Consider the following 19,028-nt stretch of genomic DNA (forward strand, 5'->3'; position numbering starts at 1 on the left):
GATTGCGGCTCCAATGGCTGCCCATTTTCTAAAAGAACCTATCAAGGATTATTGGAAAAAGCGCGAACGCCAGGAAGTGGAGCGGCAAATCTGGCATCGCCAGGAAGAGGAGGCTCGAGAATGTCTCTCGCAAGCCACCCCAAAAAAGGCGCAAGCCGATGCCCTTCACGACATCCGGGCCGGTGACCGACGGCTCTACTTCTACGCTATATTTGGACCCGAATCTTCAAGCGCACATGTTCCAGGTGTTCTGTCCCGTATAAATGACCAGGAATTTCCTTGTGATGGAAAATTGCCTGCGGGGCTTGGAGCATGCCTTCCCCTGTCTGCGATGGTGGTGCTGACGGGGCATAAAACGATGCAGCGCGTCGAATTTGCCCGGTCACACATAATCGAACCCCCGCACTATTGGTGGGACGTTTATCAAACCACGGGTCTTATTGAGTCACCGTTGGTCTCTCAATGCTTCGATGCCCGCCGGAAATATATTACGACCTATAATGGGATGAAGATCGACCATTTCTATCCCGCCGCTGAGAGCGAATAACAGCTTTGACTTCACTCAGGGTAAACGGGGCAAATCCCAAACAAAAAAGGGCAGCCCTCCCGGACCGCCCTTTCCTTTATTCGCTGACCTTTACTTCCCGGCCTTCGCCGGGGCCGGTTTCTTCGGCGTGCCGCCACCCTTCTTGCTCTTCTTGGGAGCCGCCGGGATGATCTCGAAGGCCAGCGCGTCGTCCTTCAGGCGGACATGGACCTCGCCGCCGTGGACGAGCTTGCCGAACAGCAATTCCTCGGCCAGCGGCTGCTTGATCTTCTCCTGCATCAGGCGGCCCATCGGGCGCGCGCCATACAGCTTGTCGTAACCGCGCTTGGTCAGCCACGCCTTGGACTCATCGTCCAGCGTGATGTGCACGTCGCGGTCGGCAAGCTGCAGTTCGAGCTGGAGCACGAACTTGTCGATGACGCGGGCGACGATTTCCGGCGGCAGGTAGCCGAACGGCACGATCGCATCCAGGCGGTTGCGGAATTCCGGCGTGAACAGCTTCTTGACCGCTTCCTCGCCCACATCGTCGCGGGTCAGCGTGCCGAAGCCGATGCCTTCCTTCTCCATGTCCGACGCGCCTGCGTTGGTGGTCATGATCAGGATGACATTGCGGAAATCCACCGTCTTGCCGTGATGATCGGTCAGGCGGCCATTATCCATCACCTGCAACAATATGTTGAACAGGTCCGGATGCGCCTTCTCGATCTCGTCGAGCAGCAACACGCAATGCGGTTGCTGATCGATGGCGTCGGTCAGCAGGCCGCCCTGATCATAGCCGACATAGCCCGGAGGCGCGCCGATCAGGCGGCTGACCGAATGCCGCTCCATATATTCGGACATGTCGAACCGCTGCAGCGGAATGCCGAGCAGGGTGGCGAGTTGCCGCGCGACCTCCGTCTTGCCGACGCCGGTGGGGCCGGAGAACAGATAGTTGCCGATCGGCTTGTCCGGATCGCGCAGGCCCGCGCGCGACAGCTTGATCGCGCTGGACAGCACCTCGATCGCCTTGTCCTGGCCGAACACGACGCGCTTCAGGTCAGTGGAGAGCGTCTCCAGCACCGTCTTGTCGTCGCTCGACACGGTCTTCGGGGGGATGCGGGCCATGGTCGCGATGACCTGCTCGATCTCCTTGGGCGTGATCGTCTTTTTCCGCTTGGCGAGCGGCACCAGCATCTGCATCGCGCCGACCTCGTCGATCACGTCGATCGCCTTGTCCGGCAGCTTGCGGTCGTTGATGTAGCGCGCGCTAAGTTCCACGGCCGACTTGATCGCGTCCGGCGTATATTTGACGTGGTGATGATCCTCGAACGCGGAGCGCAGGCCGGTCAGGATCTTGATCGTATCCTCGACCGTCGGTTCGTTCACGTCGATCTTCTGGAAACGCCGGAGCAGCGCCCGGTCCTTCTCGAAATGATTGCGGAACTCCTTGTAGGTGGTCGATCCGATGCAACGGATCGTGCCGCCCGACAAAGCGGGCTTCAGCAGGTTGGACGCATCCATCGCGCCGCCGCTGGTCGCGCCAGCGCCGATGACGGTGTGGATTTCATCGATGAACAGCACCGCGTGCGGCATCTTTTCCAGCTCGTTGACGACCGCTTTCAGCCGCTCCTCGAAATCGCCGCGATAGCGAGTGCCGGCGAGCAGCGCGCCCATGTCGAGCGAGTAGATCACCGCTTCCTTGAGCACTTCGGGCACATCGCCTTCGACGATCTTGCGGGCCAGCCCTTCCGCGATGGCGGTCTTGCCGACGCCGGGATCGCCGACATAGAGCGGGTTGTTCTTCGACCGGCGGCACAGGATCTGGATCGTCCGGTCGACCTCCGGCCCGCGGCCGATCAGCGGATCGACCTTGCCCTTCTCCGCCTTCTCATTGAGGTTGACGGTGAACTGGTCGAGGGCGCTGTCCTTCTTGCCCTTGCTGTCCTGCTTCTTTTCTTCCTCCACGGCGCCCTTGACCTCGCGTTGCTCAGGGGCGGCGGTGCCTTTGCCGACGCCATGACTGAGATAGCTCACCGCATCCAGGCGGCTCATATCCTGCTGCTGCAGGAAATAGACGGCATAGCTCTCCCGTTCTGAGAACAGGGCGACCAGCACGTTCGCGCCAGTGACCTCATCCTTGCCGGAGGATTGCACGTGGAGGATGGCGCGTTGCACGACGCGCTGGAAACCGCTTGTCGGCGAGGGGTCGGTTTCGCCCTCCACCTTCAGGCTGTCGAGTTCGGTGTCGAGATATTGGGTGACCGCATCGCCCAGCTCGCCAATGTCGACGCCGCACGCCTGCATCACCTTGGACGCATGTTCGTCATCGATCAGGGCGAGGAGGAGGTGCTCCAGCGTCGCATATTCGTGACGCCGCTCGGAAGCGTGCGTCAGCGCATTGTGCAGCGTGGTTTCGAGAGCGGCGGCAAAAGACGGCATTTCTTTACTCCAATCCCCCATTGGTCGGGGGCATGTTGGACCATATGTCGGCATTGCGAACTGGCCAATCAAGACAATCGTATGACAGACCCGTAAAGCCAACCTTTCGCAGCGCCCCTTCGTTCCGTTGCGGACGCGAAAAGGGCGGATGCATGGTCATTTCCGGAACAGCGCCTCTGCGCTGGCTTTGTGCCGGACGGCATGGTCGATCTTGGCGCGGGTGCGGACGATCTCGCCCTCCAGCGCTGCGATGCGCGCCTCCAGTTCGGAAACGGACAGGGGATCAAGGTCCTGCTTTGTAAGCTGGGCCAGGGCATCGTCCGCCTTGCGCGGCAGATTATCCTCCATGTCCATGAACGCAATGTTGACCCTAAACCCCATCCTGTCAATAAGAGCGCGACCGCCGCGCCGTAAAAAATGTGGCGGTGCAACATAATGGGACTGGAATGGGTCGGAGAAGCCCGGACCAGCGCCAACCTCAGGATTCCTGTGGGGGAATGACGTGGATGTGACGACCGGGGCGCCAATGCCCACAGCGACCGTGCCCAAAGAGATGACGGCCATTGCGATCAGCGAACCGGGCGGCCCCGATGTCCTTGTTCCCACGACCCTGCCGGTGCCCTCCCCCGGCCCCGGAGAGGTGCTGATCCGCGTCGCCGCGGCGGGCGTGAACCGGCCGGACGTGCTGCAGCGGATGGGCAAATATCCCCCGCCGCCGGGCGCGCCGGATACGCCGGGGCTGGAGGTTTCAGGGACCGTCGCAGCGCTTGGCGAAGGCGTGGACGCGGCGCTGCTGGGCCAGCGGGTCTGCGCGCTGATCGCGGGCGGCGGCTATGCCGAATATGCGCTCGCGCCCGCCGTCCAGTGCCTGCCGGTGCCGGAAAGCTATGACATTATAGAGGCCGCCGCGCTGCCCGAAACGCTGTTCACCGTGTGGACCAACCTGTTCGAGCGCGCCTATGTGACGGAGGGTGAGGCCGCCCTGATCCATGGCGGCACCAGCGGCATCGGCACGATGGCGATCGCACTGTGCAAGTTGTTCGGCGTCACCAGCATCGTCACCTGCGGCTCGGACGAGAAATGCGCGGCGGCGCTGGCATGGGGCGCGGATCACGCGATCAACTATCGCACCGCCGATTATGTCGAGGAGGTCGCGCGGATCACCGGCGGCGCGGGCTGCAACGCGGTGCTCGACATGGTGGGCGGCGACTATCTGCCCCGCAACCTCAAATGCCTGGCGCCGGACGGGCGGCATGTGTCCATTTCCGTGCTCGGCGGCCCCAGGGCGGAAATCGTCATCCGCGACGTGATGGCCAAGCGCCTGACGATCACCGGATCAACCCTCCGCCCCCGCCCGATCGCCTTCAAGGGCCTGGTCGCGGAGGAATTGAAGCGCGTCGTCTGGCCCTTCGTCGAAAGCGGCGACCTGCGCCCCGCCATGGACCAGCGCTTCCCGCTGGCGGAAGCAAACAAGGCCCACGCCCGGATGGACGCGGGGGAGCATTTCGGGAAGATCGTTCTGGTGGTGGAGTGAGCCGAGGCGGAATGAGGAAGTGTAGCGGGACCCCTGCCTCCGCAGGGATGACGGTTCCTCTACACGTCACCCCTGCGAAGGCAGGGGTCCCGCTTTTCTTCAAACTCCCCCACACCTGACATGCGCGGCGGCTGGGTCTATATCCTCGCCAGCCGCTATCGGGGCACGCTCTACATCGGCGTCACCGCGAACATCGCCGCCAGAGCCTATCAACATAAAACCGGAATCGGCGCCGACTTCACCCGCAAATATGGCGTGACCCTGCTGGTTTATGCGGAGCAGCACGCCACCATCGAGGAGGCCATCGCCCGCGAGAAGGCGCTGAAGAAATGGAAGCGCGACTGGAAGTTCCGGTTGATCGAGGAGGGCAATCCCGATTGGATTGATCTCTACGACCGGATCAATGGTTGAAAGATAGCGGGACCCCTGCCTTCGCAGGGGTGACGCGGGTTTGGTTCATCACCCCTGCGAAGGCAGGGGTCCCGCTACACTTCGTCATCCTGTCCACCGTAGCAAATCCTTCATATTCCAAGTCAAAATGTAACAAGGCGCAGCTAATGGCGTGGTCCCGACAGCAATAGTTCCGGGGCATGTTCATGAATTTCGTCAGCCGCCTGCCTTTTGCCGCAGATGTCGACGACAATATTGCGGATCAGTTCGTGGTGCCGGAGCGGCAGGACGGTCCCCGCCGCAAATATCGCACCATCTGGATTTCGGACATCCATCTCGGCACCCGCGGATGCAATGCCGCGATGCTGATCGACTTTCTCGACAGCGTGGACAGCGAGACCATCTATCTGGTCGGCGACATCATCGACGGCTGGCGGCTGAAGAAGCGCTTCTACTGGCCCGCCACCCATAACGACATCGTGTGGCGGATCATGAAGCGCGCCCGGCGCGGCACTCGCGTCGTCTATATCCCCGGCAATCATGACGAGATGTTCCGCCAGTTCAGCGGCCTCAACTTCGGCGGCGTGGAGATCAAGCGCAAGGCGATCCACGAGACCGCCGACGGGCGCAAGCTGCTGGTGCTGCATGGCGACGAGTTCGACACGATCATGCTGGCGCACCGCTGGCTCGCCTTTGTCGGCGACGCCGCCTACACCGCGCTGATGGGCCTCAACCGCTGGGTCAACGCGGTGCGGCAATGGTTCGACCTGCCTTATTGGTCGCTGAGCAAGATGGCCAAGCACAAGGTCAAGAACGCCGTCGCCTTCATTTCCAAGTTCGAGGAAGTGGTGGCGCATGAGGCCGGCGCGCGGGGCGTGGACGGGGTCGTATGCGGCCACATCCACAATGCCGACATTCGCGAGATAGAGGGCATCGCCTATTATAATGACGGCGACTGGGTGGAGGGCTGCACCGCGTTGGTCGAGCATGCCGACGGCCACATGGAAGTGCTGCACTGGGCCGACGAGATGGCCAAGCGCGCGCAGGCGGAGGCGCAGGCCCTGCGCCTCGCCGCCGAACGGCTTGCCGCCTGAAGGGCCGGGCCATGCGCATCCTGATCGTCACCGACGCCTGGGAACCGCAGGTCAACGGCGTCGTCCGCACGCTCCGGTCGGTGCGCGCGGAGCTGGAGGCGGCGGGTCATGCCGTCCGCATCCTCTCGCCCGATCAATATGGGTCGCTGCCCTGCCCGACCTATCCGGAAATCCGGCTGGCGGTCGCCCGGTCGCGCACGATTGGGCGGGAGATCGACGCCTTCCTGCCCGACGCCATCCATCTGGCGACGGAAGGGCCGCTCTGCCTCGCCGCGCGCCGCTGGTGCCTGCGCACCGGCATCCCTTTCACCACCGCCTATCACACCCATTTCCCGGACTATGTGGCGCAGCGCACCGGCATCCCGGCGGCGTGGATCTGGCCCTATATCCGCTGGTTCCACGGGCCTGCGCAGGCGGTGCTGGTGTCCACCCGCTCCGTCCGCGAGCAGCTCCGCGCGCATGGCATCGCACAGGTCCGGCCCTGGGGCCGGGGCGTGGACCTCGCCAATTTCACCCCCAACGCGCCGTCGCCGGAGATGTTCGCGCACCTTCCCCGCCCTATTCAGCTCTATGTCGGCCGGGTCGCGGTGGAAAAGAATATCGAGGCGTTCCTGTCCTCCGGCCATCCGGGGTCGAAGGTGGTGGTGGGCGACGGCCCGGCGCGCGCGGCGCTGGAGCGCGCCTATCCCGAAGCGCATTTCCTGGGTCCGCTCTCCGGCCGCGCGCTTGCCGGGGCTTATGCGGGCGCGGATGTGTTCGTCTTTCCCAGCCGCACCGACACGTTCGGGCTGGTGATGATCGAGGCGCTGGCCTGCGGCGCGCCGGTCGCCGCCTATCCGGTGACTGGCCCGGTCGACATCGTGACCCCGGAGACCGGCGCGCTGGCCGAGACGCTGGAGGAGGCGATCGCCCAGGCCCTGAGCCGCGACCGCGGCCGGTGCGCGGATTATGGCGCCAGCTTCACCTGGGCCGCGAGCGCGCGGCAATTCCTTGAGGGGCTGTATCCGTTCAGCCCGGATGCCCTGCCGCTGGCGGCGTGAAAAAATCTCCGTTCGGGCTGAGCGAAGTCGAAGCCCTTCCCTGAACGCAGTGAAGGGCCTTCGCTACGCTCTGGCAAACCCTTCGACTTCGCTCAGGGCGAACGGGATATAATCTGGATGCCGGGGATACCCCCTCCCCACACGCTTTTTCTTGCCGTTCCCGCGCCGATGCACTACCATCGCCGCATGCAGAGGCCGCTCCGTGAGGGGCGGCCCTTATCGTTTTCAGTTCAGGAGAGGCTCCCCGTGTCCCAGCCGCTTATGCCCCACGCCACCGCAAGCTGGCTTGTCGACAATACCGCGCTCAGCTTTGATCAGATCGCGGAATTCTGCGGGCTTCACATCCTTGAGGTGCAGGCGATCGCCGACGACACCGCCGCGACCAAATATACCGGCCGCGATCCCGTCCGCGCGCATGAGCTGACCCAGGACGAGATTCACAAGGGCGAGGCGAATCCCGATTACCGCCTGAAGATCAGCAAGGGGCCGGAGCCGGTGCGCCGCACCAAGGGGCCGCGCTACACCCCCGTCTCCAAGCGTCAGGACAAGCCGGACGGCATCGCCTGGATCCTGCGCAACCATCCGGAAATTTCGGACGGCGCGATCAGCAAGCTGATCGGCACCACCCGCACCACCATTCAGGCGCTGCGAGACCGCAGCCACTGGAACATCGCCAACATCGTGCCGAAGGACCCGGTGACGCTGGGCCTGTGTTCGCAGCGGGAGCTTGACGCGCTGGTCGCCAAGGCCGCGAAGAAGGCGGGCATCGAGGCGCCGACCGACGAGCGTCTGGACGGCGACCGCGCCGCCCTGATCGAGGAGCTGCGCAAGGAGCGCGACGATGCGGCCCGCCGCGCCGAGGAAGCGATGCATGCCGAAGCGCAGGCGATCTCCGACGTCGCCACGATCCTCGACCCCTTCAGCAACAATGAAGGGCATGTGGGGTAAGGTTTCCCGGCCGCGCTCAACCCGTTCGGGCTGAGCGAAGTCGAAGCCTTCGCCCGAACGAAGTGAGGGGCGAACGGTTTTATGTATCGCAGGCCTAGATTCCGCCCACTCGTACCCCGCCGCAAAAAATTTTTCGCCATTCCAGGGGGCCAGTGCCGTTACGGCATCGCCCCCTCCTGATTGACGGGCGCGGAAACCGGCAAAATCGCGGCTCCACATGGATTGCGGGAAGCCATTTCCCCGCATACATTCGTTGATGTGGAGAGCGAAAAGATAATCTGGAAAGAGCGGTACAGCCATCCGGTTGCGTGGGATCAGCAGTTCCCGCCGCTGTCGCTGACGGACATGCTGATCAACAGCGCCACCGCCCATCCCCATGCCCATGCCATCGATTTCCTCGGCCGCCATTACAGCTATGCCGACATATTGGGCGGCGTGCGCAAGGTTGCGTGCGGGCTGCAGGCGATGGGCGTCGGCAAGGGCGACCGGGTCGGCCTGTTCCTGCCCAATGTGCCGCATTATGTCGCGGCCTATTATGGCGCGATGCTGGCCGGGGCGACGGTCGTCAACTTCTCGCCGCTCTACACCGCCGCGGAGCTTGAGCATCAGGTCGAGGACAGCGGCACGAAGATCCTCTTCACCCTGTCGGCCAAGGCGCTGCTGCCCACCGCGCTGGAGGTGCTGAACGAGTCCAGCCTGGAAAAGCTGGTCGTGGGGTCGATTGCGGGTGTCCTGCCCAAGACGAAATCGCTGCTCTATCGCCTGCTCAAGCGGTCCGAGACGGCGGAAACCCCGCACGATCCGCGCATCATCGCCTTCTCGAAGCTGATCGCGAACAAGGGCGATTGCGCCACTCCCGCCATCGACCCGGAAAATGACATCGCCCTGCTGCAATATACCGGCGGCACGACCGGACGGCCCAAGGGCGCGATGCTGACGCATCAGAACCTGACCGCCAATGCCCGCCAGGTCGAGATGATGGACCCGCATGCGGGCGAGGAGGACCGGATCATCGGCGTCCTCCCCTTCTTCCATGTGTTCGCCAACACCTGCATCCTCAACCGCACGATGCTGAACGGCGGCGAGATCGTGATGCTGCCCCGCTTCGACGCGACGCAGGTGCTGCAGGCGATCCACCGGACGAAGGCGACCTCGATCGCGGGCGTGCCCACACTGTATCAGGCGCTGCTCGATCACCCGGCCATCGCCAATGTCGACCTGTCCTCGCTGCGCGTCTGCAGCTCCGGCGGCGCGCCGCTGCCGCTGGAGGTGAAGCAGAAGTTTGAGGCTGTGACCGGCGCGAAGCTGGTCGAGGGCTATGGCCTCACCGAAACCAGCCCGGTGGTCTGCTCCAACCCCTATGAGGGGCTGAACAAGCCGGGCACCGTCGGCCAGCCGGTCGCCGCGACGCTGGTCAAGGTCGTCGATCGCGAGGACCCAAGCCGCCCCGCGCCGCCCGGCGAACCCGGCGAACTGCTCTTTTCCGGGCCGCAGGTGATGAAGGGCTATTGGCAGAAACCAGAGGCGGATGCCGAAGTGTTCATCGACGGCTGGCTGCGCACCGGCGACGTCGGCCTGATCGACGAGGACGGCTATGTGAAGATCGTCGACCGGCTGAAGGACATGATCGCTGTCGGCGGTTTCAAGGTGTTCCCCAGCCAGGTCGAGGCGGTGCTCTATCACCACCCGGCGGTGAAGGAGGCGCTGGTGATCGGCATCCCCGACGCCTATCGCGGCGAATGCCCCAAGGCGTTCGTGACGCTGCAGGACGGTGCGAAGGAAACCGGCGAGGCGCTGAAGGACTGGCTCAACGCCCAGCTCGGCAAGCATGAGCGCGTCTGCGCCGTGGAGGTCCGCCTGAACCTCCCCAAGACGCTGGTCGGGAAGCTGTCCCGCAAGGAACTGGTGGCGGAGGAACGCGCGAAGGCGGGGGAAGGCGTGGTTTAGAGGACAAGCCTCTCCTCCGTTCGCCCTGAGCTTGTCGAAGGGCTGTCCTTTCTTGAAGAAGAAGAACAGGGCTTCGACAGGCTCAGCCCGAACGGATGTGGAACCATTGCACTCCACCCGCCTGCTCTTATCTTATCCCCAACACTCACCGGGGAATGCAAACATGGCGCAGGAAGTCGCAACCATTGCAGGCGGATGCTTCTGGTGCACGGAGGCCGTGTATCAGAATCTCAAGGGCGTCCAGTCCGTCGAGAGCGGCTATATCGGCGGCGACAAGGCCGATCCGACCTATGAGGAGGTCTGCACCGGCCGCACCGGCCATGCCGAAGCGATCCGCATCACCTATGACGCGGACGTGATCAGCTATGCTGACCTGCTCGACATCCATTTCGCGACCCACGATCCGACGACGCTGAACCGGCAGGGCAATGATGTCGGCACTCAGTATCGCTCCGCCATCTTCCCGCACGACGCCGTGCAGGAGGCCGATGCGAAGGCCGCCATCGCCCGCGCGCAGGCGGACCAGTCCAATCCCATCGTCACCACGATCGAGCCGATGGCCCCCTGGTATCCGGCCGAGGATTATCACCAGAAATATTGGGAGCGCGTCGGCGACCGCAATCCCTACTGCATGGCGGTGATCCCGCCAAAGCTGCAGAAGCTGCAAAAGAAGTTTGCGGAGCGGATCGTCGCCTGATCGCCCCGTCTGATCCGGTTCCGCGCCCTCCTTATGCCGCGGTTCATGTGATCCGTGGCATGGCTGTCCGGCGCAATCGCAACGGAGCGGCGACATGATGACGAAGCGGATGATCTGGGTCCTGCCGGTGGCGGTTCTCGCGCAGGGCTGCGTTGCGCGCACCGCCGCCAATATCGTGACTTTTCCCGTCCGCGCCGGATCACAGGCCGTCGACTGGAGCACGACCAGCCAGGAGGAGGCCGACCGCAATCGCGGCCGCGAAATGCGCAAGCAGGAAAAGCGCGACGCAAAGGAACGCCGCCGCGCCTGCCGCGATGCGGGGTACCGGGACTGCGATTAGAGAGTGTGTGCTGATTAGATATAGGCGTGTGGCGCTCCTGCGACCCGAAGGGCGGCGAAGCCAACGCAGGAGCGCAGATCAGGCGGCGGGACTGGACTCCTGCTTTCGCAGGAGCACGCCTCCGGTTAGACGGGACGAAGTCTAGCGTGCCATTTCCCTGGCCCGTATCGGCCTATCTCGCATCTCCTTGCGCGGCCGGTTCGGCGGATAGCCAGCTTAGGCCCAGCCGCCCTCCCGCGCTTCCAGCCTCCGCCCGGCCGCCCCGCGCGATGATGCCCTCTACCACCGCCTCGCGCTGGGCCTGCGTGCCGCCCGTCACCACGATCGGCCGCCCCAGCCGCGCCGACGCCCAGCCGGCCAGATCCAGCGCCAGCCCATCGACAACGCCCTGCCGGATCGCGATTTCGGGCGGATCGATATCAAGCGGCGGGGCGAGACGGACGGTCCATCCGCGCAAGACGCCGCTGGCGCGCGCCTCAAGAGCGCGATAGCCCTCAAGCCCCAAACCGGGCAGCGGCGCCGCCGTCGCGGACAGGATGCGCGCTGCGTCGTCGGCGCGTATCGTGGACGGGTCCGCCCCCGCGATCAGCGCCAGTTCGGCGATGGCGCGGTCGCGGCTTCCCGTGGGGGACGGGCTGTTGGTCTCGGCCGCCCGCGCGATCTGCGCCGCTTCCGCCGCGCCGGTGTCGAGCGATATGTGAAGCTGATCGACATGGATATCGACCGGCTGCGCCAGCCGCGCCTTCAGGTCCATGCCAAGCGCTTCATCGGTCTGCGGCAGGATTTTGGGCGTCAGCATGACGGCGCGCACCTGAATCGGCGACCGGCTGAAATCTATCTCTATCTGGCTCAGGCGCGATCCTTCGGGGAAGCGCGCGCGCACCGTATCGCGGACCTGCCGCTGCGCCACCGCCTCGAACGCGATCCGTTTCAGCGCCGCGCCCAGCGGAACCGACAATATCCCCAGCGCCACGACGAACAGCACGAGTTGCCAGCCGGTATGGTGGGGCGAAAGATGGCTGCCGAAACCATAGACGCGGGCGACCAGCGCTGCCGTCAGCGCGATCGTCACGGCGTTGGTCATGAAGAGCAGCAGCGATCCGGAGAACACCGTCCAGTTCCATGTCGCGATGCCGAAACCGACCACCGCAAGCGGCGGCATCAGCGCGATGGCGATGGCGACGCCGACCACCGTGCCGCCCCGTCCGCGGATCAGGGCATAGGCCCCCGCTATCGCCGACAGCAGCGCCACCAGCAGGTCGAACAAGGTCGGCTGCGTGCGGCCCGCAATCTCGCTGGTGATCGTCTGCACGGGGGAGATGGACACGAATATCGTCGACAGCAGCACGGCGAGTGCCGACCCGGCGGCCAGCGCGATGGCGGCCCGGCGGATTTCGCTGAAATCCAGTGTGGCGATGCCGAAGCCCAAGCCGATGATCGGCATCATCAGCGGCGACAGCAGCATCCCGCCGATCAGCACGGCGACCGACGGTATCAGCAATCCCAGCAGGGAAATGCCCGCCGATATGACGATCAGAAACGCATAGCGGCCGGACCAGCCGGAATCCTCGGCGATTTGCCGCAGCACATCGGCATGATCGACGCCGCCGACGGCCCAGATCCTCCACCAGCGGCGCAGTTTGCCAACGCCTGTTCCGTTTCCGTTGGTCTGCAAAATACTGCGCTCCCGCTCCGGCTGGCCGACTTCCCTAGGACATAAGCGCAAGGGAGGCCAACAGGATGCATAGGCCCGGCCCGGAATCTTCCGGCCTTAGAACCACATGTCCCGCACGCATCGCCCGTCCGGCGGCAGATCGTCGAAACTGTCTAGACCGTCGAAATGGTCGATGGCCAGGTCCGCCACCGCTTCGGGATCAGCGAGGCGGACATTGACGGCGATGCGCCGCCGCCCATCCTCCTCCAGCCGCAGTCCGCGCCAGCAGATGACGCAGCCGCAGGTGGGACAGAACAGGATTTCCAGCGCCGGGTCCGCTTTCCCCGGCCGCCTGTAGGCGCTGACCGGCCCCGCAATCCCGATGCGCCCATCCTCATAATCATAGGCCCACAGCGCGCCATAGCGGCGGCACAATGTGCAGTTGCACGCCGTGATCGACCCCGGATCGCCCTCCAGCGTCCAATGCGCCCCGCCGCAATGGCATGATCCGGTGAGGGGGGTGGTCATCCCATCATCCTGTCACAGCATCAGCAGAGCGCGAATCTTGGCCTGCACCTCCGCCAGCACGGCCGATGACACCGCGCCTTTCCTGACGGCGCGCCGCGCACGCCAGTCGAGACTCTTTACCTGATCGGCCAGCACTGCGCTCGGCGGATCGACGCTCACCGGAACCTCGAAGGGATAACCCTTGATCTTCGATGTCATCGGGCAACAGATCATCATGCCGCGCGCGCCATTGTAGCGCGCCGGAGAAAGGACGAGCGCCGGACGATGTCCCGCCTGCTCATGTCCCGCCTGCGGATCGAAATGCAGCCAGACAATATCCCCGGCGTCCGGCACATCGCCGGGCATCACCAGATTTCCTTGCCCACCGGCGCGCCAAAGTCGGCATCGTCAGGAAAGGTGTCCGGGCGCATCGCATCCAGCAGGGTATCGAGGTCATAGGATGGCGCCACCACAGGCTCGATGACGATCCTGCCGCCTTCCTCCCGGACATCCACCTCCTGATCGACCCGCAAGGACGCAGCCGCCATAATCGAGGCGGGAATGCGCACCGAGGCGCTGTTTCCCCATTTCTTGACCAGCATCCGCATGGAACCATCCTCCAATGTATCGACATTGAAGATACATTAGCGCTGTCCTGTGTCAACAAATGTATCGACGTCCGGCCCTAAGCCGCCGCCCGCCGTAGCCGGTCGTTGATCGCGACGCCGATCCCTTCCTCCGGGATCGGCGCGATGGCGATGGCGCTGCTGCTGCTGGCGTCGGCCAGGTGCAGCGCCGCGAACAGGTTCTTCGCCGCTTCGCGCAGGTCCGCTTCCGGGCTGATATTATAGCTGCACGGCATCAGGCCGAAGCCGATCAGATATTCGTCCCGCTCCGCCCGCATGGCGTTGAGGCGCAGCGGCTTGCCCGGCGCGTAATGGCTCTCAAGCTGCCCCGGCGCCTCGATCTTCCCGCCTTTCGCGTCGCGCACCGGCGCGTCCGCCGCCTCTGCGATCATCGCGGCGGTGACGGGGCCGGGCCGCAGCAGGCGGACATGGTCCTCCTCCGGCGCGGCAATGGTCGATTCCAGCCCTTCGCTGGTCGGTCCGGCGTCCAGGATCATGCGGATGCGTCCACCCAGGCTCGACAGCACATGCTCCGCCCGCGTCGGGCTTACGCCGCCGCTGCGATTGGCCGATGGTGCGGCCAGCGGCTTCCCGCTTTCCCGGATCAGGCCCTGCATGGCGGGATGGGCGGGCATGCGCAGCGCCACGGTCGGCAGCCCCGCCGTCACCGCGGGCGCGATCCCCGCCCCGTCCCGCACCGGCAGCACCAGCGTCAGCGGGCCGGGCCAGAAGGCGTCGGCCAGCGCCCTTGCCACGGGGGAGAAGATCGCCAGCCGCTCCGCCATCTCCCGGTCGGCGACATGCACGATCAGCGGGTTGAAGCTTGGCCGTCCCTTCGCCGCATAGATGGCGGCCACGGCCTGCCCGTCCGTCGCATCGCCCGCCAGGCCATAGACCGTCTCGGTCGGCGCGGCGACCGGCTCGCCCGCCCGGATCAGCAACGCCGCCTCACGCAGCGCCGCCGTGTCATAGAGGGAAGTCTTTGTCGCTAATCCAGGATTGGGAATGGTCACGGCCCCGCATATATCTGTGCAGGTCCGGGCATAATAGCGCAAAAAGACAGTTGGATGACGCCCGCCGCGCGCATTTCCGGCTATCGCAGCCGAATTGGTGGCGATAGACGCAGGCGATGACCGATGCCCTCCTGACCCGCATTGCCGAGGCGCTTGAGCGTCTCGCTCCGCCGCTCCCACCCCAGGCGGACCTTGCCGCCTTCCCCGCCTATGTGTGGGATGGGGCAACGATCGCGGCGGTGGACGCCTTCGCCCCGGTGGAGTTCGCCCTGCTCTCCGGCATCGACGCGCAGAAGCAGGCGATGCTGGAAAACAGCCGCCGCCACGCCGCCGGGCACGCCGCGCATGATGTGCTGCTCTGGGGCGCGCGCGGCACCGGCAAGTCGGCCACCGTCGCCTCGGTCGTGGGCCAGTTGCAGGCGGACGGGGCGGACATTGCGCTCATCCAGTGCGCGGGCGACACGCTGCACACGCTCCCGGCGCTCTTCTCGCTGCTGCGGGGGACGAAGCGCCCCTTCATCCTGTTCATCGACGATCTGGGGTTCGACGAAGGCGCGGGCGACGCGCGCACGCTCCGTTCGCTGCTACAGGGCGGGGCGGCGGCGCGGCCCGCCAATGTCCGCCTCTATGTGACATCCAACCGCCGCCACATCGTTTCCCGCCACATGAGCGAGCAGGACGACCCGATCAACAAGCGCGACGTGGTGGACGACAAGCTGGCGCTGGCCGACCGCTTCGGCCTGAGCCTCGGTTTCCACAATATCGACCAGGACGCCTATGTGGAGATTGTGCGCGGCTATGCGGCGCATTTCGGCCTGAGCTTCGACCCGCTGGAGGCAATCCAGTGGGCCACCCAACGCGGCAGCCGCTCCGGGCGGGTGGCATGGCAATATGTGGTGGAACTGGCCGGACGGGCTGGGAAACGGGTTTAGAGCCTGCCACACTCCAGGACACCCACACCCGTTCGGGCTGAGCCTGTCGAAGCCCTGCACTTTCTTCCGAGGAAGGGCAGCCCCCTTCGACTGCCTGCCAAGGCAGGCGCTCAGGACAGGCTTGGACAGGCTCAGGGCGAACGGATTAAACCCCGCGCCCAAACAAAAAAGCCCGGCGGATCGCTCCGCCGGGCCTTCTTATTCCACACCCCGAAAGATCAGTTCCGGCTGGACCCCATGAAGCGCAGCAGGAACAGGAACATGTTGATGAAGTCGAGATAGAGGCTGAGCGCGCCCATCACCACCGTCTTGCCCATCATCTCCGTGCCCGCGACATAGGCGTAGATGCTCTTGATCTTCTGCGTGTCATAGGCGGTCAGGCCAGCGAACAGCAGCACGCCGATGGCGCTGATCGCCAGGTCCATCACCGTCGACTTCAGGAAGATGTTGATCAGCATCGCCACGAACAGGCCGACCACGCCCATGATCAGGAAGGTGCCGAAACCCGACAGGTCCTTCTTGGTCGTGTAGCCATAGAGGCTGAGGCCGGCGAAGGCCGCCGCCGTCGCGAAGAAGGTCTGCGCGATCGACGCCCCGGTATACATCAGGAAGATGGACGACAGGCTGAGGCCCATCGTCACCGCATAGGCCCAGAACAGCCCCTGCGCCTGCGCCGTGGACAGCCGGTTGATGCCGAAGCTCAGCACCATCACGAAGATCAGCGGCGCAAACATCACGACATAGCGCAGGATGCCGCCATTGATCAGTATCTTGGCCGCCATCGAATCGGCGCCGCCCCAGGCAAACGCCATCGCGACCAGGCCGGTCAGCAGCACGCCGCTCGCCATATAATTGTAGACCGACAGCATGTAGGACCGCAGCCCTGCATCGAAAGCGACGTCCTGCGCGCCTGCGGCCGCGCCGCCAAGGCCCGACGGAGTCGTGCGGGGATCAGACCAGTTAGCCATGAGAAATCTTCTCCAAATAAGGCATATCGTCCGGCGATCATGCCGGTTCACCGCTTAATATCGGCTGAATCCGCAAGGGTTTCAAGGGAAAGCGGGTTTCGGGAACAGATTCACCGCCGTCTCATTTTCCTCATTCCCATGCATGGTCGCCTGGCGCAGCATAACCCCTCTCGTCATCCCGGACCTGATCCGGGATCCCGCTTCTTCTATTTCCGTCGCGGCGCAAGATCAGCGGGACCCCGGATCAAGTCCGGGGTGACGATGGCAAAGAATAGTTCACGCCACGCTCTGCAGCCCCTACCATCCCCCCATGCACCGCCTGTTCGTCGCCTTGCGTCCGCCGGTCCCGGTTCGCGATCATCTGCTCGGCCTGATGCACGGGGTGGAGGGCGCGCGCTGGCAGAGTGACGATCAACTGCACCTCACCCTGCGCTTCATCGGGGAGGTGGACCGGCATCAGGCCAGCGACATCGCCGCCGCCCTCGCCCGCGTCACCGCGCCAGCCTTCGACCTTGCCTTGTCCAGCGTCGGCACCTTCGACCGGCGCGGGCGGATCGATACGCTCTGGGCCGGGGTGACGCCGCATGATCAGGTGGCGGCGCTGCATGCCCGCATCGATCGCGCCTGCGTCATGGCGGGCTGCGCGTCGGAGCATCGCGCCTATCTGCCGCATATCACGCTCGCCCGTCTCAACCGGTCGAGCGCGCCGTTGCATGATTTTCTGGCGGCCAATGCGGGCCTCTCCAGTGCGCCCTTTCCGGTGTCCGAGTTCGGCCTTTACGAAAGCATCCTCGGCCGCGAGGGGCCGGTCTACCATCTGGCCGAACGCTACCCGCTCGTGCCCCGCTGATCGCGCACGATCCGGTCGAGCAGGCCGTTCGCCGCGCCCATAATGTCGCGCCACACGCTATGGAAGCCATCATCGCCGCCATAATAGGGATCGGTCACGCCCTCCCCCTCCCGCCCTGGCAGATGGTCGAGCATCAGCAGCAATTGCGCCGTCCCGTCGCGCGGGCGCAGCCGTTCCAGATTGCGGTAATTGTCGCCATCCATCGCCACGACATAGTCGAAGGCGTGGAAATCCCCGGCCTTAACCTGCCGCGCGCGCAGTCCGCAGATATCGACGCCATAGGCCCCCGCCGTCGCCTGCGCTCGCCGGTCGGGCGGATGGCCGCGATGCCAGTTGCCGGTGCCCGCGGAATCGATCTCCAGCGCAATGCCCCGCTCCGCCGCCAGATGCCGCAACGCCCCCTCCGCCATGGGCGAGCGGCAGATATTGCCCAGGCATACGAACAGCACACGGGGGATGGGCTGTCCGCTCTGTTCCGTCATTGCAGAGCCTCTGGGGAGCGCTTCATCTGTGCGATCATCCTCCGTGCTCCTGCAAAAGCAGGAGCCTAGGGTTTAAGGCACAATTTTTGGGCGTGGCGCAAGCAAGGGAAGCCCCTTCCCCGCATATCTCCGTGCTCCTGCGAAGCAGGAGCCCAGTTCAGACGGCGGGACTGGGCTCCTGCTTTCGCAGGAGCACGCCCTTAATTGGAAAAGCGGAAGTCCTTCTCAAACCCCCGTCAACACCCCGCAGGCCAGCCGCCCGCCGGCATTGCCGGTCGGATCGGTTTTCATGTCGTCGGCCGCCGCGTGGATCACCACCGCCGCGCCGTCCGCATCGAGCAGCGGCGCGTCGCCGCTCGTCAGCTTCGCGCCGGGGATGGTATATTCCAGCGTGCCGGACCCGTCCGCGCCCAGCAGGATGTTGGGCATGTCGCCCATATGCATGCCCTGCGGATTGTCCTTGCCATGCTGATGCTTGGTCGGGTTCCAGTGGCCGCCCGCGCTGGCGAAGTCGGGCGCGGTGCAGACGCCAGTGGTGTGGACATGCGCGGCATGGGTGCCCGCGGGCAGGCCCATTACCTTGATGCTGACGGTCAGCCCGGCGGCGCTCTCAACGACCTCGGCGGTGCCCTTTTCGGAACCGTCGGCGGCCATCAGCACCGCCCTGGCAGTGGGTCCTGCGGGCGCGGCGGCGGAGGCGGCGCTCGCCGCGCCGTCATTGTCCGACGCGCACGCGCCCAGCATCAGCAGCGCGGTCATCATCGGCAGGGCGTAGGTCGCTTTGGTGGGGGCTGTCATGGGGGCACTCCTTGGCGGACGGGGGAAGCTTAACGGCGAACGCCGCACGGCCGCCTTTGTTGCGAATGAGTCTCTTTCTGTCACCCTTTTTCGACGCTATCCAGCGGCGGCATGTCCAGGGCCGCCAGCATGGCCCGCATTGCTGACGCCTCCGCCGCGCCATTCGCCGCCTCGAACGCCGCCTGCGCCTGCCGCCACCGGACGCTGGCCTCGGCAAGCCGCGCCTCGCCCGCCGGGGTCAGC

21 protein-coding genes are annotated in these 19,028 nt (G+C 65.0%); 11 read left to right on the plus strand and 10 right to left on the minus strand.

Annotated elements, in window-relative coordinates; all coding sequences use genetic code 11:
- Window positions 1-547, plus strand: a 547-nt coding sequence (locus tag BHQ40_RS25855) for a hypothetical protein (RefSeq protein ID WP_216094911.1), incomplete at its 5' end; no start/stop codon positions are given.
- Window positions 548-637: 90 nt separating this feature from the next.
- Here the strand turns inward: BHQ40_RS25855 and clpA are convergent.
- Both clpA and BHQ40_RS20485 read right to left on the minus strand, forming a co-directional pair.
- Window positions 638-2,965 carry an ATP-dependent Clp protease ATP-binding subunit ClpA gene (gene clpA, locus BHQ40_RS20480; RefSeq protein ID WP_070157664.1) on the minus strand — a complete coding sequence of 776 codons (2,328 nt, stop codon included), beginning with the start codon at window positions 2,963-2,965 and terminating at the stop codon, window positions 638-640.
- Between the two features lie 156 nt (window positions 2,966-3,121).
- On the minus strand, window positions 3,122-3,319 hold the full coding sequence (locus tag BHQ40_RS20485) for a DUF1192 domain-containing protein (protein WP_070157665.1): 198 nt from the start codon (window positions 3,317-3,319) through the stop codon (window positions 3,122-3,124).
- A gap of 172 nt (window positions 3,320-3,491) precedes the next feature.
- On the opposite strand from BHQ40_RS20485, the gene BHQ40_RS20490 reads away from it, so the two are divergent.
- The 8 genes from BHQ40_RS20490 (at window position 3,492) to BHQ40_RS20525 (ending at window position 10,955) form a co-directional block, all read left to right on the plus strand.
- Window positions 3,492-4,499 (plus strand): NAD(P)H-quinone oxidoreductase, encoded by a 1,008-nt coding sequence (locus tag BHQ40_RS20490; protein ID WP_070157666.1) that lies wholly within the window; start codon window positions 3,492-3,494, stop codon window positions 4,497-4,499.
- Window positions 4,500-4,619: 120 nt separating this feature from the next.
- Complete coding sequence (locus tag BHQ40_RS20495) at window positions 4,620-4,910, plus strand: GIY-YIG nuclease family protein (RefSeq protein WP_070157667.1); 291 nt, start codon at window positions 4,620-4,622, stop codon at window positions 4,908-4,910.
- Window positions 4,911-5,095: 185 nt separating this feature from the next.
- Window positions 5,096-5,983 carry a UDP-2,3-diacylglucosamine diphosphatase gene (locus tag BHQ40_RS20500; protein ID WP_070157678.1) on the plus strand — a complete coding sequence of 296 codons (888 nt, stop codon included), beginning with the start codon at window positions 5,096-5,098 and terminating at the stop codon, window positions 5,981-5,983.
- 11 nt (window positions 5,984-5,994) lie between these two features.
- On the plus strand, window positions 5,995-7,023 hold the full coding sequence (locus BHQ40_RS20505; protein WP_070157668.1) for a glycosyltransferase family 4 protein: 1,029 nt from the start codon (window positions 5,995-5,997) through the stop codon (window positions 7,021-7,023).
- Between the two features lie 261 nt (window positions 7,024-7,284).
- Window positions 7,285-7,971, plus strand: a complete 687-nt coding sequence (locus BHQ40_RS20510; RefSeq protein ID WP_070157669.1) for a DUF1013 domain-containing protein — start codon at window positions 7,285-7,287, stop codon at window positions 7,969-7,971.
- A 258-nt stretch (window positions 7,972-8,229) separates the two neighbouring features.
- A complete protein-coding gene (locus BHQ40_RS20515) occupies window positions 8,230-9,918 on the plus strand; it encodes a long-chain-fatty-acid--CoA ligase (protein ID WP_070157679.1) in 1,689 nt (562 codons plus the stop codon).
- Window positions 9,919-10,081: 163 nt separating this feature from the next.
- A complete protein-coding gene (gene msrA, locus BHQ40_RS20520; protein ID WP_070157670.1) occupies window positions 10,082-10,615 on the plus strand; it encodes a peptide-methionine (S)-S-oxide reductase MsrA in 534 nt (177 codons plus the stop codon).
- 97 nt (window positions 10,616-10,712) lie between these two features.
- Complete coding sequence (locus BHQ40_RS20525) at window positions 10,713-10,955, plus strand: hypothetical protein (RefSeq protein ID WP_070157680.1); 243 nt, start codon at window positions 10,713-10,715, stop codon at window positions 10,953-10,955.
- A gap of 172 nt (window positions 10,956-11,127) precedes the next feature.
- On the opposite strand, the gene BHQ40_RS20530 is transcribed toward BHQ40_RS20525, so the two are convergent.
- The 5 genes from BHQ40_RS20530 to BHQ40_RS20550 form a co-directional block, all read right to left on the minus strand.
- Complete coding sequence (locus BHQ40_RS20530) at window positions 11,128-12,630, minus strand: DUF389 domain-containing protein (protein ID WP_253183426.1); 1,503 nt, start codon at window positions 12,628-12,630, stop codon at window positions 11,128-11,130.
- A 96-nt stretch (window positions 12,631-12,726) separates the two neighbouring features.
- On the minus strand, window positions 12,727-13,137 hold the full coding sequence (locus BHQ40_RS20535) for a GFA family protein (RefSeq protein ID WP_070157671.1): 411 nt from the start codon (window positions 13,135-13,137) through the stop codon (window positions 12,727-12,729).
- A 12-nt stretch (window positions 13,138-13,149) separates the two neighbouring features.
- A complete protein-coding gene (gene mazF, locus BHQ40_RS20540) occupies window positions 13,150-13,482 on the minus strand; it encodes an endoribonuclease MazF (protein WP_070157672.1) in 333 nt (110 codons plus the stop codon).
- Window positions 13,482-13,724 carry an AbrB/MazE/SpoVT family DNA-binding domain-containing protein gene (locus tag BHQ40_RS20545; RefSeq protein ID WP_070157673.1) on the minus strand — a complete coding sequence of 81 codons (243 nt, stop codon included), beginning with the start codon at window positions 13,722-13,724 and terminating at the stop codon, window positions 13,482-13,484. Before BHQ40_RS20545 ends, mazF begins: the two co-directional genes overlap by 1 nt.
- 77 nt (window positions 13,725-13,801) lie before the next feature.
- Entirely contained in the window at window positions 13,802-14,755 is a 954-nt protein-coding gene (locus tag BHQ40_RS20550) for an L-threonylcarbamoyladenylate synthase (protein WP_070157682.1), read from the minus strand.
- Window positions 14,756-14,871: 116 nt separating this feature from the next.
- Here BHQ40_RS20550 and BHQ40_RS20555 point away from each other — a divergent pair, with 116 nt between their 5' ends.
- Window positions 14,872-15,687 carry an ATP-binding protein gene (locus BHQ40_RS20555; protein ID WP_070157674.1) on the plus strand — a complete coding sequence of 272 codons (816 nt, stop codon included), beginning with the start codon at window positions 14,872-14,874 and terminating at the stop codon, window positions 15,685-15,687.
- 218 nt (window positions 15,688-15,905) lie between these two features.
- On the opposite strand, the gene BHQ40_RS20560 is transcribed toward BHQ40_RS20555, so the two are convergent.
- Window positions 15,906-16,655 carry a Bax inhibitor-1/YccA family protein gene (locus BHQ40_RS20560; protein WP_070157675.1) on the minus strand — a complete coding sequence of 250 codons (750 nt, stop codon included), beginning with the start codon at window positions 16,653-16,655 and terminating at the stop codon, window positions 15,906-15,908.
- A gap of 310 nt (window positions 16,656-16,965) precedes the next feature.
- Between BHQ40_RS20560 and thpR the strand changes: the two genes are divergently transcribed.
- The gene (gene thpR / locus BHQ40_RS20565) at window positions 16,966-17,505 is read left to right on the plus strand and encodes an RNA 2',3'-cyclic phosphodiesterase (protein ID WP_070157676.1); all 540 of its coding nucleotides are present in this window, start codon (window positions 16,966-16,968) and stop codon (window positions 17,503-17,505) included.
- Here the strand turns inward: thpR and BHQ40_RS20570 are convergent.
- Together BHQ40_RS20570 and BHQ40_RS20575 are read right to left on the minus strand one after the other, a co-directional pair.
- The gene (locus BHQ40_RS20570; RefSeq protein ID WP_070157677.1) at window positions 17,484-17,987 is read right to left on the minus strand and encodes a low molecular weight protein-tyrosine-phosphatase; all 504 of its coding nucleotides are present in this window, start codon (window positions 17,985-17,987) and stop codon (window positions 17,484-17,486) included. The genes thpR and BHQ40_RS20570 overlap by 22 nt on opposite strands.
- A gap of 225 nt (window positions 17,988-18,212) precedes the next feature.
- Window positions 18,213-18,749 (minus strand): superoxide dismutase family protein, encoded by a 537-nt coding sequence (locus BHQ40_RS20575; protein ID WP_070157683.1) that lies wholly within the window; start codon window positions 18,747-18,749, stop codon window positions 18,213-18,215.
- Between the last annotated feature and the right edge of the window lie 279 nt (window positions 18,750-19,028).

The sequence above is a fragment of the Sphingobium phenoxybenzoativorans genome, from assembly GCF_001757355.1.
In the GTDB taxonomy this organism is placed as follows: Bacteria; Pseudomonadota; Alphaproteobacteria; order Sphingomonadales; family Sphingomonadaceae; genus Sphingobium; species Sphingobium phenoxybenzoativorans.

What these genes read in the sequence shown, in the direction of transcription:
- BHQ40_RS20495 (WP_070157667.1), top strand. Translation starts at nt 4,620, where the DNA reads ATGCGCGGCGGCTGGGTCTATATCCTCGCCAGCCGCTATCGGGGCACG.
- BHQ40_RS20510 (WP_070157669.1), top strand. Translation starts at nt 7,285, where the DNA reads ATGCCCCACGCCACCGCAAGCTGGCTTGTCGACAATACCGCGCTCAGC.
- clpA (WP_070157664.1), bottom strand. Translation starts at nt 2,965, where the DNA reads ATGCCGTCTTTTGCCGCCGCTCTCGAAACCACGCTGCACAATGCGCTG.
- BHQ40_RS20535 (WP_070157671.1), bottom strand. Translation starts at nt 13,137, where the DNA reads ATGACCACCCCCCTCACCGGATCATGCCATTGCGGCGGGGCGCATTGG.
- BHQ40_RS20525 (WP_070157680.1), top strand. Translation starts at nt 10,713, where the DNA reads ATGACGAAGCGGATGATCTGGGTCCTGCCGGTGGCGGTTCTCGCGCAG.
- BHQ40_RS20555 (WP_070157674.1), top strand. Translation starts at nt 14,872, where the DNA reads ATGACCGATGCCCTCCTGACCCGCATTGCCGAGGCGCTTGAGCGTCTC.
- BHQ40_RS20490 (WP_070157666.1), top strand. Translation starts at nt 3,492, where the DNA reads ATGCCCACAGCGACCGTGCCCAAAGAGATGACGGCCATTGCGATCAGC.
- BHQ40_RS20560 (WP_070157675.1), bottom strand. Translation starts at nt 16,655, where the DNA reads ATGGCTAACTGGTCTGATCCCCGCACGACTCCGTCGGGCCTTGGCGGC.
- mazF (WP_070157672.1), bottom strand. Translation starts at nt 13,482, where the DNA reads ATGCCCGGCGATGTGCCGGACGCCGGGGATATTGTCTGGCTGCATTTC.
- BHQ40_RS20570 (WP_070157677.1), bottom strand. Translation starts at nt 17,987, where the DNA reads ATGACGGAACAGAGCGGACAGCCCATCCCCCGTGTGCTGTTCGTATGC.
- BHQ40_RS20545 (WP_070157673.1), bottom strand. Translation starts at nt 13,724, where the DNA reads ATGCGGATGCTGGTCAAGAAATGGGGAAACAGCGCCTCGGTGCGCATT.
- BHQ40_RS20500 (WP_070157678.1), top strand. Translation starts at nt 5,096, where the DNA reads ATGAATTTCGTCAGCCGCCTGCCTTTTGCCGCAGATGTCGACGACAAT.
- msrA (WP_070157670.1), top strand. Translation starts at nt 10,082, where the DNA reads ATGGCGCAGGAAGTCGCAACCATTGCAGGCGGATGCTTCTGGTGCACG.
- BHQ40_RS20505 (WP_070157668.1), top strand. Translation starts at nt 5,995, where the DNA reads ATGCGCATCCTGATCGTCACCGACGCCTGGGAACCGCAGGTCAACGGC.
- BHQ40_RS20485 (WP_070157665.1), bottom strand. Translation starts at nt 3,319, where the DNA reads ATGGACATGGAGGATAATCTGCCGCGCAAGGCGGACGATGCCCTGGCC.
- BHQ40_RS20575 (WP_070157683.1), bottom strand. Translation starts at nt 18,749, where the DNA reads ATGATGACCGCGCTGCTGATGCTGGGCGCGTGCGCGTCGGACAATGAC.
- thpR (WP_070157676.1), top strand. Translation starts at nt 16,966, where the DNA reads ATGCACCGCCTGTTCGTCGCCTTGCGTCCGCCGGTCCCGGTTCGCGAT.